Annotated in this window: 14 protein-coding genes; 6 read left to right on the top strand and 8 right to left on the bottom strand. The window is 72.9% G+C overall.

Going from position 1 to position 11,847, the window contains the following annotated elements:
- Positions 1-22 precede the first annotated feature (22 nt).
- Positions 23-1,066: a Gfo/Idh/MocA family oxidoreductase gene (locus tag ABZ128_RS24725; protein ID WP_356850985.1), complete on the bottom strand. Its 1,044-nt coding sequence runs from the start codon at positions 1,064-1,066 to the stop codon at positions 23-25.
- Positions 1,067-1,560: 494 nt separating this feature from the next.
- Between ABZ128_RS24725 and ABZ128_RS24720 the strand changes: the two genes are divergently transcribed.
- The 5 genes from ABZ128_RS24720 (at position 1,561) to ABZ128_RS24700 (ending at position 5,944) form a co-directional block, all read left to right on the top strand.
- A complete protein-coding gene (locus ABZ128_RS24720) occupies positions 1,561-2,424 on the top strand; it encodes a glycosyltransferase family 2 protein (protein ID WP_356850984.1) in 864 nt (287 codons plus the stop codon).
- A 124-nt stretch (positions 2,425-2,548) separates the two neighbouring features.
- Positions 2,549-3,841, top strand: coding sequence for an MFS transporter (locus ABZ128_RS24715; RefSeq protein WP_356850983.1), 1,293 nt, complete (start codon positions 2,549-2,551; stop codon positions 3,839-3,841).
- An 89-nt stretch (positions 3,842-3,930) separates the two neighbouring features.
- A complete protein-coding gene (locus ABZ128_RS24710) occupies positions 3,931-4,944 on the top strand; it encodes a TolB-like translocation protein (protein WP_356850982.1) in 1,014 nt (337 codons plus the stop codon).
- A gap of 143 nt (positions 4,945-5,087) precedes the next feature.
- Positions 5,088-5,249 carry a DUF6126 family protein gene (locus ABZ128_RS24705; protein WP_356850981.1) on the top strand — a complete coding sequence of 54 codons (162 nt, stop codon included), beginning with the start codon at positions 5,088-5,090 and terminating at the stop codon, positions 5,247-5,249.
- Positions 5,250-5,398: 149 nt separating this feature from the next.
- A complete protein-coding gene (locus tag ABZ128_RS24700) occupies positions 5,399-5,944 on the top strand; it encodes a DoxX family membrane protein (protein WP_356850980.1) in 546 nt (181 codons plus the stop codon).
- Between the two features lie 12 nt (positions 5,945-5,956).
- Here the strand turns inward: ABZ128_RS24700 and ABZ128_RS24695 are convergent, their stop codons facing one another.
- On the bottom strand, positions 5,957-6,460 hold the full coding sequence (locus ABZ128_RS24695) for an HPP family protein (RefSeq protein ID WP_356850979.1): 504 nt from the start codon (positions 6,458-6,460) through the stop codon (positions 5,957-5,959).
- A 271-nt stretch (positions 6,461-6,731) separates the two neighbouring features.
- On the opposite strand from ABZ128_RS24695, the gene ABZ128_RS24690 reads away from it, so the two are divergent.
- The gene (locus ABZ128_RS24690; RefSeq protein WP_356850978.1) at positions 6,732-7,223 is read left to right on the top strand and encodes a hypothetical protein; all 492 of its coding nucleotides are present in this window, start codon (positions 6,732-6,734) and stop codon (positions 7,221-7,223) included.
- A gap of 69 nt (positions 7,224-7,292) precedes the next feature.
- On the opposite strand, the gene ABZ128_RS24685 is transcribed toward ABZ128_RS24690, so the two are convergent.
- The 6 genes from ABZ128_RS24685 to ABZ128_RS24660 form a co-directional block, all read right to left on the bottom strand.
- Entirely contained in the window at positions 7,293-7,910 is a 618-nt protein-coding gene (locus ABZ128_RS24685) for a hypothetical protein (RefSeq protein ID WP_356850977.1), read from the bottom strand.
- 103 nt (positions 7,911-8,013) lie between these two features.
- Entirely contained in the window at positions 8,014-8,862 is an 849-nt protein-coding gene (locus ABZ128_RS24680) for a helix-turn-helix transcriptional regulator (protein WP_356850976.1), read from the bottom strand.
- A gap of 332 nt (positions 8,863-9,194) precedes the next feature.
- Entirely contained in the window at positions 9,195-9,488 is a 294-nt protein-coding gene (locus ABZ128_RS24675; RefSeq protein ID WP_356850975.1) for a hypothetical protein, read from the bottom strand.
- Positions 9,485-9,745 carry a hypothetical protein gene (locus tag ABZ128_RS24670; protein ID WP_356850974.1) on the bottom strand — a complete coding sequence of 87 codons (261 nt, stop codon included), beginning with the start codon at positions 9,743-9,745 and terminating at the stop codon, positions 9,485-9,487. Before ABZ128_RS24670 ends, ABZ128_RS24675 begins: the two co-directional genes overlap by 4 nt.
- Positions 9,746-10,164: 419 nt before the next feature.
- The gene (locus ABZ128_RS24665; protein ID WP_356850973.1) at positions 10,165-11,091 is read right to left on the bottom strand and encodes a DUF2637 domain-containing protein; all 927 of its coding nucleotides are present in this window, start codon (positions 11,089-11,091) and stop codon (positions 10,165-10,167) included.
- A complete protein-coding gene (locus tag ABZ128_RS24660) occupies positions 11,084-11,311 on the bottom strand; it encodes a hypothetical protein (RefSeq protein ID WP_356850972.1) in 228 nt (75 codons plus the stop codon). The genes ABZ128_RS24665 and ABZ128_RS24660 overlap by 8 nt, the downstream gene beginning before the upstream one ends.
- Positions 11,312-11,847: the final 536 nt, after the last annotated feature.

The following is an 11,847-nucleotide window of genomic DNA, read 5'->3' as shown; positions in this document are numbered from 1 at the left end:
CATGGTGTGTCGTGCCGAAGGGTCAGCGACCGGTGCGCAGTCCGACGACCGCGCCGCGGAACTCAAGGCTCCGGGAGGCTGCTTCGAGGATGTCGAGGACCTGCAGGCCCGCCCGGCCGTCGGTCTGCGCCGGCCGGCGCGTCCGGATCGCGGCGGCGAACTCCTCGACCATGGTGCGCAGGGCTTCCTTCTCGACGAGCGCGGGCGCCACCATGTCGCCGCTCCGGTAGGAGACGAGCATGTCGCGGCGCTCGTCCGCGCCGATCTCCTGGGGGGCGGTGAGGTCCACTCCGCGGTCGTACACCGCCACGCGCTGGGTGGGGTTGAGGTCGTCCCACACCAGGGTGCGCTTGGAGCCTCCGACCATGGTCGTGCGGACCTTCACCGGGGACAGCCAGTTGACGTGGACGTGCGCGATGGCGCCGGTGTTGAGCTGGAGCGTCAGATAGGCCACGCAGGACTGGCCGGCGCCGATCGGGTCGGCACCGGTCGCGGCGACGGCGACCGGCCGGACGTGGTCCGGGAGGATGAAGTCGAGGACCGAGAGGTCGTGGGGGGCCAGGTCCCACAGGACGTCCACGTCCTTCTGGACGAGCCCGAGGTTGATCCGGACGGAGTCGACGAACTGGATGTCGCCGAGTTCACCGGAGCGGACCATCTCCCGGATGCGGGCCACGGCCGGGGTGTAGCAGTAGGTGTGGTCGCACATGAGGGTGAGACCGCGTTCCTCGGCCTCGGTCACCAGCCTCAGGCCGTCCTCGTACGTGGCGGCGAGGGGCTTCTCGACGAGCACGTGCTTGCCGGCGCGCAGGGCGGCCAGGGCGACGTCGAGGTGGGTGCCGGCCGGGGTGGCCACGGCCACGGCGTCGACGGCCGGGTCGGCGAGGACCGCCGCGTAGTCCGCGGTCGCCTGGACCGTCGAGTACCCGCCGAGGACCCTGCGGGCCCGGTCCACGTCCAGATCGCACAGCCAGCGGAGCCGGAACTCCGCACTGGACTGGAAGTTGCGGACGAGATTGGGCCCCCAGTAGCCCGCGCCGACGACGGCGACGCCTAACGGCTCCACCGGTCCCGGGGCCGGGGCCCCGGCCCCGGCGTCACGCCCCGCGTTCCTCGCGGTGTCCTTCACAGCGTTCCCCTTCCTGCGCACACGCCGGCCGGCGTGTCGACAACCCATGGCCGGGACGCATGTGAAGGAAGGACGCGACGGACGCGTGCGAAGGAAGGGGGTGCCGTCGACGAAGGCCCGGGTGCCTGCGCGACCCGTGCCTGACCCTCCCGACGGTGATGGCCCCCCACAACCGCTGCCCGCGTGTTCCGCGTACTTCCGCCCCCCGGCCGTCCGGCACCCCTCGCGCCGGTCCGGCCCCGGGCAGGCGGCCTGTTTCCCCCACGCCGCCGAACCCGTACTTGCCCAACTGCCCTGCTCCGGCTGGATCGCAGCGTCGCCGAAGCACGCCGAATCCGGTCGGCTGCGTTCAATCTAGACCACCCGACCTACCCCCGGGGGGAGTTGACGGAAACGGGGGGCGCGGGCGTTCGAGCGTGCATACTTCCGGGGTGACCAGCATCGTGATCCCGGCCCACAACGAGGGCCGGGTCCTCGGCCGGCTCCTCGATGCGCTCCTGGCGGACGGCCCGGAACCGGGGCCCGACATCGTCGTGGTGTGCAACGGCTGTACGGACGACACCGCCGCGGTGGCGGCCGCGCGGGGGCCGCGAGTACGGGTCGTGGAAATCCCGGTCCCTTCCAAGCACACGGCGCTCCGGGTGGGCGACGAGCACGCGCGGGGCTTCCCCCGGCTGTACGTGGACGCCGACGTCGTGCTCGGGGCGCGGGACGTACGGGCCCTGGCCGGCGCCCTCGCCGCCCGTCCGGAGCTGCTCGCCGCGGCCCCCGGGCGGGACATCCCGCTGGCGGGCTGCGCCTGGGCGGTCCGGGCGTACTACCGGGTGTGGGAGCGGCTCCCGGCCGTCCGCGAGGGGCTGTTCGGGCGCGGGGTCATCGCGGTGTCCGGGCCGGGGCACGCCCGGATCGCCGCCCTGCCGCCCCTGATGGCCGACGACCTGGCCGCCTCGCTCGCCTTCGGGCCGCACGAGCGGTGCGTGGTCGAGGAGGCCCGGGTGGTGGTGCACCCTCCGCGCACCTGGGCCGATCTGATCAAGCGGCGGATCCGAGCGGCGACTTCCTCCGCCGAGCTTGAGCGCCACCAGGCGTCGGCGGCCCCGGAGGCGGGCGTCCCCTCGGCGCGCACCAGTGCGGGTGACCTGCGGGCCCTGCTGCGGGAGCGGCCCGGTCTGCTGCCCGGGGTGGCGGTGTTCGCCGTGGCGGCCCTCGCCGCCCGCCGGGGCGCCCGCAAGGCCGTCCGGGCCGGCGACTTCTCCACGTGGCTGCGCGACGAGAGCAGCCGGCGGCAGGGCTGACGTCCCCTTGCCGAATCAGGCCGTATGCCGGGCAGTCGAGCCGCCGCCGCACTAGGGTTCACCCACACGTACGAGTGATCCAGACACGAGTGATCGAGACCGCCGGCACCGGGAGCCCCAGAGCATGTACCTCGCGGACCGCTCCGCGCCCGGCGGCCCCGGGGGCGCACGGGAGAGGGCGCCCGGCCGGGGTCCCCGCGTCGCCGCTGCCGTCCTCGCACTGGGCACGGTCAGCCTGATCACCGACGTCTCCTCGGAGATGGTCACCGCGGTCCTGCCCCTGTACCTGGTCGCCGGGCTGGGCCTGAGTCCGCTCGGCTTCGGCGCGCTCGACGGCGTCTACAACGGCGTCGGCGCCCTGGTCCAGCTGGCCGGCGGGCACCTCGCCGACCGGGTCCGGAACCACAAGCTGGTCGCCGGCCTCGGCTACGGCCTGTCCGCCCTGTGCAAACCGCTGCTGCTGCTCGCCCACGGCCTCGGCCCGCTCGGCGCGGTCCTCGCCCTGGAGCGCACCGGGAAGGGCCTGCGCACCGCCCCGCGCGACGCACTGATCTCCCTTTCCACTCCCGCCGCGTTACAGGGCCGCGCCTTCGGCGTGCACCGTGCCATGGACACCACCGGGGCCCTGCTGGGTCCCCTCGCCGCCTTCCTCATCCTGGGGCTGACGCTCGACGGGTACGACGCCGTCTTCGGTGTCAGCGCCTGCGTGGCCGTGCTCGGGGTGGTGGTGCTGGTGCTGTTCGTCCCGTCGGGGGCGCAGCCCGGCCCGGGCCTCGCGGGAGCCGGCGCCCCGGCGGAGCCGGGCGGGGTGGACCTGCGGGAGGCGCTGGCCCTGCTGCGCCTGCCCCGGCTGCGCGCGCTGGCGGGGTGCGCGGCCCTGCTGGGCCTGACCACCGTCAGCGACTCCTTCCTCTACCTCCTGCTCCAGGACCGCGCCGGTGTGGGCGAGCGCTGGTTCCCGCTGCTGCCGCTGGGGACGGCCGCCGTCTTCCTGCTGCTGGCCGTACCGGCGGGCGCCCTCGCCGACCGGATCGGGCGCCGCAGCGTCTTCCTCGGCGGGCACGCGCTCCTGCTGGCCGGATACGGGCTGCTGCTGTGGGCCCCCGGCCTGCCCGCCCTCCCGTACGTGGTCCTCGCGCTGCACGGCCTGTTCTACGCCGCCACCGACGGGGTCCTGCCCGCCGCGGTCGGCGCGACCGTCCCCGCGCGGCTGCGGGCCACCGGCCTCGCCCTCGTCGGCACCGGCCAGGCGCTGGCCCGCTTCGGCTGTTCCCTCGCCTTCGGCGCCGTCTGGACCCTCTGGGGCGCGGGTCCGGCGCTCGCCTCCGCCGCGGCCGGCCTGTGCTGCTGCGCGGTGGTGGCCGGCCGCGTACTGCGCCCGTCGGCCCGGGGCGGAGCTCCCGGGCCCGCCGGATGACCGACGGCCGGACCCGACGGCCCGACCCCGACCGTCCCAAGGCCCCGACGCCCCGACGCCCCGACGCCCCGACGCCCCGAGGATCCCCGATGACGCGCTCCCGCCGACTGCTCGTACTCGCGCTGGCCGTTCTGCTCCTCGGGGGGCTCGGCACCACGCTGGTGCTGCGCTCCGCCGCCCGCGCCGGACAGACCCGCGAGGGCGACCCGGCGGTCGCGGAGGGCCGGGTCACGCTCGGCCGGCCGGCCGGGCTGGCCTTCCTCAACGCCGCCCCCGGCCCGCACCGCGGAGCCCTCGTCTCGGTCCCGGCCCGGACACCGCAGGCGGAGCGGACCGCCTCCGCCCTCACCTGCCGGCGCTTCCACGCGGCCGCCGGGACCGGCGTCTGCCTGAATTCGACGCCGGGCGCGCTCGCCCAGGACAACCAGGCCCTGATCGTCGATTCCGAGCTGCACACGGTGCACGCCTTCCCGCTCGCGGGCACTCCGTCCCGGGCCCGGGTCTCCCCGAGCGGCCACTTCGCCGCCTGGACGGTCTTCGTCTCCGGGGAGTCCTACGGGGCCGCGTTCTTCTCCACCCGCACCGCGATCGTGGACACCCGTACCTGGGCGCTCGAACCGGACCTGGAGAAGTTCTCGGTCCTGCGGGACGGGCGGCCCTACACCTCCTCGGACGTGAACGTCTGGGGCGTCACCTTCGCCGAGGACGACGACACCTTCTACGCCACCCTCGGCACCGCCGGCCAGACCTACCTGGTGAAGGGCTCGATCGCGCGGCGCAGCCTCACCACCCTCGCCCCGAACGTCGAGTGCCCGTCGCTGTCCCCGGACGGGACACGGGTCGTCTACAAGAAGCGGGTGGCGCGCGGCGCCTCCTTGTGGCGCGAGCACGTGATGGACCTGCGGACGCTGCGGGAGCAGCCTCTCGCGGAGAAGCGCAGTGTGGACGACCAGGCCTTCTGGCTGGACGACCGCACCGTGGCCTACGCCCTGCCGGCCGAGGGCTCGGTGGACACCACCGACCTCTGGACGGTCCCGGCGGACGGCACGGGCGCCCCCCGCCTCCTGACCCCGTCGGCCTCTTCCCCGACGCACCTCGGCTGACGGTGCCCGCGCGGGCGGGGCGCCCGGGGCGCGGGAGCGCTCCGGGGCCGGGGGAAGAGCACCGCTAGGATTGCGGGGCCGTGGAGTGCAACGACCAGCTCTTGATGCGGCGCCGTGTCAGGCAACCGCCGGGGAGAGGCCACGTGAGCGAGAACACGCCCGAGGACGCGACCGCGGCGGCGGACCACGAGAAGTGGAAGGAGAAGGGGGTCGCCCTGCGCGCCTTCTTCTACATCTTCGGCACTCACGTGTTCGCGGGCTTCGTGTGGCTGCTGTTCTATCTGGGGCAGCACGCCCAGAAGTAGACGCCGCGCCACCGGCGGTGCGCGGCCATCCGGCGGGGATTCGGTGTGTGGCGTGGGCGGCGGGGGAACGGATACCGGCGATTGCCTACGCCGATAGGCCGCTACGCCGCCGATACCGGCGGTGCCGACGACAGAGAGGCCCGACCTCCATGCCCTTCATGCACCGCAAAGACCTCGGGCTGCTCGCCCTGCGCCTCGGAGCGGGTGGTGTGCTCATCGCGCACGGCACGCAGAAACTCTTCGGCTGGTTCGGCGGAGGCGGCATCGAGGGCACGGCGAAGGCCATGGAGCACATGGGCTTCACCCCGGGCCGGCAGAGCGCGATCGCGGCCGGCCTCGGCGAGGCGGGCGGCGGGGCGCTGCTCGCGCTGGGGCTGGCGACCCCGGCTGCGGGCGCGGCCGCCGCGGGCGCCATGGCGGGGGCCGTCTCGGTACACGCCCCGGCGGGGTTCTTCGCCCAGGGAGGCGGCTTCGAGTACCCGGCGTTCCTCGGCTTCGTCGCGGCAGCCCTGGGGCTCGCGGGGCCGGGCTGCTACTCGCTGGACCACGTCGCCGGGCACCGGCTGAACCGCCCGGGCGCCGTGATCCTGGCCTTCACCCTGAGCGCGGCGGCGGCCACGGTCGTGGTGAACCGCCGGGTCGCCGCGCTCGCGTCGGCGCAAGCGGCGGAGGCCGGCGCGGAGGTCCCGGCCTGAGAGGCCCCGCGGTCACCACCAGTAGGCGGGGTACCTCGGGGCCTTGGGGCGGACGCGGGAGGCCGCGTAGCCGGTCAGGACCAGCAGGACCGTCGAGCCGAACAGCAGCGGGATGAACCGTGCGGGGGCCGGGGTCTGGAGGACGACGACCACGGAGCTGGCGACCGCCGGCGAATGCGGGGTACGGGCGAGCGTGTTCAGCGCGAGGGTGGCACCGGCCGCCACGGCCGCCGCCCAGGCGCTGCTGCCGGCCACCGAGAGGACGGCGTAGCCGGCGGCCGCCCCCATCAGGTGCCCGATGATCACGCTGCGCGGCTGGGCCAGCGGCAGGGTGGGGGCACTGTGCACCAGCGCCGCCGTCGCGGCCAGCGGCGGGATGAGCACCGGCTCGTGGATCATGGCGCCGATCGCGACGAGGCCCAGCAGGACGGCGGTCACCGCGCTGATGCTGTGCAGGGCGGCTGCCGCCGTGGGCCGGGCCGGAGCACGGCCCCGGCCCGTCGGCCGGTTCGGCACGGGCGCAGGCAGGACCACAGGGGCGGAGGCGGGTGCGGGCACTGGTGTGCGCTGTGGGCACAGCGCAGCGTCGGGGCTCATGGGGTGGGGCGCATTTCCGGTCGGGCGGCCGGCGGGCCGGGCAGGTCAGATCAGGCCAGTGCGGTGGCGATCCGCCCCACTTTATCCGCCGGGTGTTCGATCACCGCGGGCGGGTATGACGTCGGGAGCGCAGCCGAGGGCCGCGCGGACCTCCGGAGCACCGGATCCGGCGCCGGGAAGGACGAGCACGATGACGACGAGCCCCTCACACCCCGGCGAGGTGCTGACCGACCTCGACGCGGTGACCGCCGCAGCGGCGCCCGAGGCGAGCGACGCCCCGGGGCGGCTGACCGGGAGCAGGAGCGGACTGGACTCCCGCCTCATCCGCCTGGGCCCCGGCGCGTCCCGGACGGAAGGCTTCGAGGCCGGCCCGGACGTCCTGATCGTCGTCCTGCAGGGCGCCGGGACCCTGGACACCCGGGACGGCCCGAGGCAGCTGCAGGCGCATACGGCGGCCTGGCTGCCGCAGGCCCCCCCCCGTGCGCTGACGGCCGGGCCGGACGGGATGACCTACCTGTCGACGCACCCCCGCCCCGGCACCGGCCACCCCGAGGGGACCGCCTCGCCCGAGGGCGGCGAGAGCGCCTGCCTCCTCCACCGGGTCTGCCCCGACTGCGGCCGTCTCGCCACCGAGCCCGGCGCCCGCCACTGCTCCCGCTGCGGCAGCCCCCTCCCCGACTGACCGTCCCGGTCAGCCGTCCTGCCGTCGTCCGAGCCTGCTTCCCCTGGAGTGGCTGGGGCCGATCGGGCATTACTCCTGGGGTGGGCCGATGACGGACTGACCGATCTGCTCTGCCAGCCAGGAGGCGTGCCGTTCCTCGGACCCGTCGCCATTCCTGCGCCGCACGTGGACGAGCACAGTGTGGTCATCGGAGCGCTGGTCGAGGCCTTGGGCTCGGCAGTTGAACAGCAAAGAGACCCGGGCGTTGTTGGCTTCGCCGTGGATGTCACGGTCCGGTACGTCGGGCCAGATCAAGCTGGACCACCAGATCTCGCCGATGTTCCGGCCCACCAAGGCAGCGAAGTCTTCCTCGACGCTGCCCACAGGCCGGTATTCCATCGACGCCCAGAGCGGCAGGTGTGAGGAGAGGAAGTCCGAATCCATGGAAAGCTCGCGCGCGTGCACTCCGCCGTGCAAACCCGTCGGGTCGGAAGGATCCCGCCCCCAGTCCTCGACATCCTCTTTCCGGAACCAGGCATCCGGCAGCGCCTCGCGTATCCGCAACACCTCCGGGACGGTGCACAGCTCGACGTCCACTGACACCTCCGCGTACTGCCGGTCGCCCACTGCCACGAGCTGACGCGCCACGTGCAGCGCCAGTACCGGGTCGGTTGTGCGGAAGATCGGGTACGCGATGGGGTTGGACATGCGAGCACCTTGCCACAGCCGACAGCGGACGAAGATCCATTTCCTGTGGGGCCCACTCAGGATCACTCTCACCGAACTGTCACGTGATCACCCGGGACAGGTCCTAGTACAGCTTGATGACGTCGTTGATGAAGTGCCGGGTGTCGTCCGGGTTGAGGGCTTGCGCCTGGAGGTGGTCGTACATGATGTGGTACGGGTACCGGTCGGTGTATTTCTCCAGGTAGAGATCGCTGGTGAAGCGTTCCAGGTAGACGACTCCCGCATCGGCGTCGGGAAACGCGAGGATCGAGAACTGTCCCAGGACCCCGGGATGGGCTCCGGCGGAGTGGGGCAGGACCTGCACGGTGATGTGCGGTTGTGCGCCGAGCGTGTTCAGGTGTTCCAGTTGTTCGCGCATGACGTCGCGGTCGCCGACGGTGCGGTGCAGTACGGATTCGTCCAGGACCGTCCATAAGCGGAAGGGCCGGGCGGGGTGGTGGGCGCGATGCTGGCGCCGCAGCCGCACGTCGAGGCTGACGGCGGCCTGTTCGGCCGTGTGGCAGGGGACCGATTCCGCGATGACCGCGGCCGCGTAGGCGCGGGTCTGCAACAGGCCGGGGACGACCAGCGGCTCGTAGGTGTGGATGGAGGCGGCGCCCGTCTCCAGCCCGATGTAGACGCCGTACGGGACGTCGCCGCAGGAAACCCACCAGCCCTGCCGACCCGATTCCCTCGCCATCCGCATCAGCGAGTCGACGACGTCCTGGTCGGCGACTCCGTAGAGGCGGCACAGATCGCGCACGTCACGCGGGTTGATGGGGCGGCGGCCGGTCTCGATGAGGCTGATCTTGGACTGCGACACCAGCAGATGCCGTGCCACCTGCGGGGACGACAGACCGGCGGCCTTGCGAAGCTGCCGGAGCTCTGCGCCCAGGCGGCGCCTCCTGACCGTGGGTTGTCCGTTCGCCGCCATGGGCGGTGTACCTCCAGCTCCAGAACTCACGCAGGCCACACACCCCACGGGCCGACATCGGCAAAACGCATTGTGCATACGCAGCCGAACAGACCGGGAACCCGCATGGCGAGCACCACCTGTTCGGCCCAATGCGGTGTTGACGGAGCGTCCGCTCGGGGCCGTACCGGCCGGTCAGGCCGTCGGCGGTGGTGTGGTCGTAGCGCTCGTTCGTGCCGTGGTGCCGGAACCGGGCCCCTCGCCCCCCGCCAACCCCCGTTCGCGGTTCTCCCGTTGCCCTGCGGTCCACGGGCGCTTCGGCGCCGGTCCTGCCAGGCCGTGTCACGGCTCGCTCAGTGCGTGCCGGTGATCCAGCGGCGGATGGCCGCGTAGGTGGTGTCGTCGACCGTGGAGAGCGCTTCGATGGCGTGGAGGTCTCCGGCGCGTGGTGGGACGCCGGCGGTGGTCAGGCAAGCGTGCAGGTCAAGGCGTCGGCGGTCTGCGGGAGCCAGGCCGCCCGGAGGACGGCCCCATCCGGGGAGGGGACCGGACAGGGGGCTCGGGGGGCTCAGGGTGCTCGCTTCCTCGCCCTCCGGTAAGCCCCGCATCCCGGGGAACCGGTAGGGGTCGGCCTGCCACGCCTTCACAGCCGCTGGCCTTGGAGGGCGTGGGCGCCCGCGGCGATGACCTCGGCGAGCCGGTTGGCGAGGGCCACGCTGCACCCTCCGAGCCGGACGAATCCCCGGCAGCCCACCGGTCCGTCGTTGCACAGCGAGGGAAGGGACAGATCGGCGAGCGCGAGTGCGGCCTTGAGATTGGTGACGGCTTCCTCACCGGCCTGGTACGCGGCGTCCTGATGCCGCTTGTACCGGATGCGCTCGGCGTGGGTGAGCTCGTGGGTCATGGTGTTGCCCTCTCGATCCAGGCGGGGTGATGAGGCGCGCCGCCGACCGGTTGGTCCGGGGGACCGCTGACGGAGGTGCGGGCCCCGGCGACCAGGTCGCGGCTGGTCAGCGCGCGAGACTCGTAGGACTGAGACTGTGCACAGCCCGTGACTTATGAGAGTCGATCTTCGTTCCTGAAATGCAAGTGATCACGTTCCTTGACATCGGGGAAGGACCGAGGTGTCCGAGAAGTTAGCGACGCTCGACCGCATCGCGTCGAGTGCCGGAGGGCGGCGCCGCCCTCCGCGGAGCCGTCGCTCCGGACTCCTTCGACACCGCCTCCCTCAAGGCGTGCACCGGTCCACCGCAGGACCCCTTGCGGGGACGGCGGGGACGAACGTGCCCGGCCCGGTACTCCCCGGGCAGGACCGCACGAGCCTCATGCGCCGTAACGGAATCTGTATCCGGTGGAGGCACGGACGGGGTCCCTTTGGTCCATCGCCGAGTAGTCGGGGAGGGCCGCGCCCGGGCTGCCCGTTGCGGCCGACGGCCGCAGCGGGGAGGTACGGCGGCTGCGGTGCCGGGGGGCGAGTTGGCGGGGCGGGCGCGTGAGGGTGATCTGTCGGACGAGCTGCTGGAAGCAGGCCAGCGCGGCGATGGGGGGAAGGGTGGCCGCCGCCTGCGCGGCGAACGTCCTGGGCGCCTGGGCCACGCAGAGCAGTGTGGCCAGGGTGGAGAACAACAGGACGATCGACCAGGAATGCACTGCTCGGCGCTGGTGTAGGGCGGCCCGCAGGATGGACAGGGAGGCGACCATCCAGGGTCCGTAGATCAGCAGGGGCCACCAACTGGCCACGTCGTGCGCGGTGCGCGGCCCGGCGCTGTGGCGCAGGGCCTCGCAGATGGCCAGACCGCTGAAAATGCTGACCACGGCGGCGATGACGGCGACCAGCAAGGCGGTGAAGAGGCTGCCGGTACGCAGGAGGGTCACCACCGACGTCTTCGCCGGGCTCCCCCTGCGGTGCCCGCCCGGGGCCTGTGTACGCGGCCCTTGGCCGGTTCCCCGTGACAGTCCGGTGCCCAGGCCGGCGGAGAGCCCGGTGGCGAGGCCGGCGCCGCTGACCGTCTCGCCGGTTTCCTCGAAGGCGACCCGGTCGACCGGCTCTGACCGGATCGGTCCCATGGCCTCCTGGAAGAGGTAGGCCAGTTCCTCCGACGGATCCCAGGTGCCGTTCAGCTCGCCCAGCCCGAGGAGTGGCTGCGCGTGCGCGGCGTGCTGCTCCTGGTCCGGCTCCGGCCAGAACGAGGAGGGCTCCGGCTGGGTGTGGGAGCCGTTCCTGGCGTGACGACCGTACGGCTCATACACGGGACATCTGCCCGGAGCAGTCGCCGACAGGTGTCGTGAACGGTGCGACCTCTTGAGACCTCAGGTTGAACTCGTTCTGGATCCTGCACATCGCCTCCAGGAAGTCCTCGAAGATCGAGGACGAGTAGTGGAGACCGACCTCCTGCCCCTCGTGCTGAAGCGTCGCGCTCGTGTCAGGGGCCCAGCCCGTCGAACCGGGCGTGTACGTCCATTTGCCCACCCTTGCGGCTCCGGTGTGACCGCCCCGCCCGTCGCTTTCTGCGCTCTGCGGGAACATTGCTGAGTGCTTTGCTGTTGTCATAGTCCACCCAACGCTCCGGATGCCGGGGAGGGTGTGCTCCGTCCAGGTGATGATGGCGAAGTAAAGGAGTGTTGACCAGTGTCTTTTATCGGTTCTGCGCTCATCGACGACCCATCCGGACCGTACTTCGCACCTGGTTGCGCGGCAATCCTTCCAGCTCTGGGCAGGGAAGACGGAGCCCGATCGGTGACGCGTCCACGGCAGGCACTTTCCCGCTGCGATCGCATCATCGGACAGCCGGCCGACGGCGCGCACTGAGCCGCGTCACGGCGCTCACGCACGGCCGCGCGCCCCTGGCCGGGTATGTCCGTATGGTCGTCCGGCTCGCCGTCGGGGCGCGGTGGCGTCGACTGCGCCACCCTGCCCATCGGCGGGGGCACACGTCCGGGCGCGCCCGGGGAGAGACCGGAATTCGGCTTGTGGCAGCGGCAACTCGCGCCGGCCGACCGGAAGCT

This window comes from Streptomyces sp. NPDC006326 (assembly GCF_040612915.1).
Taxonomy (GTDB): domain Bacteria; phylum Actinomycetota; class Actinomycetes; order Streptomycetales; family Streptomycetaceae; genus Streptomyces.
Note: the sequence above shows the minus strand (reverse complement) of the source record. Positions and strands in the feature narration are given on the sequence as shown.

What these genes read in the sequence shown, in the direction of transcription:
- ABZ128_RS24715 (WP_356850983.1), top strand. Translation starts at nt 2,549, where the DNA reads ATGTACCTCGCGGACCGCTCCGCGCCCGGCGGCCCCGGGGGCGCACGG.
- ABZ128_RS24710 (WP_356850982.1), top strand. Translation starts at nt 3,931, where the DNA reads ATGACGCGCTCCCGCCGACTGCTCGTACTCGCGCTGGCCGTTCTGCTC.
- ABZ128_RS24700 (WP_356850980.1), top strand. Translation starts at nt 5,399, where the DNA reads ATGCCCTTCATGCACCGCAAAGACCTCGGGCTGCTCGCCCTGCGCCTC.
- ABZ128_RS24690 (WP_356850978.1), top strand. Translation starts at nt 6,732, where the DNA reads ATGACGACGAGCCCCTCACACCCCGGCGAGGTGCTGACCGACCTCGAC.
- ABZ128_RS24685 (WP_356850977.1), bottom strand. Translation starts at nt 7,910, where the DNA reads ATGTCCAACCCCATCGCGTACCCGATCTTCCGCACAACCGACCCGGTA.
- ABZ128_RS24680 (WP_356850976.1), bottom strand. Translation starts at nt 8,862, where the DNA reads ATGGCGGCGAACGGACAACCCACGGTCAGGAGGCGCCGCCTGGGCGCA.
- ABZ128_RS24670 (WP_356850974.1), bottom strand. Translation starts at nt 9,745, where the DNA reads ATGACCCACGAGCTCACCCACGCCGAGCGCATCCGGTACAAGCGGCAT.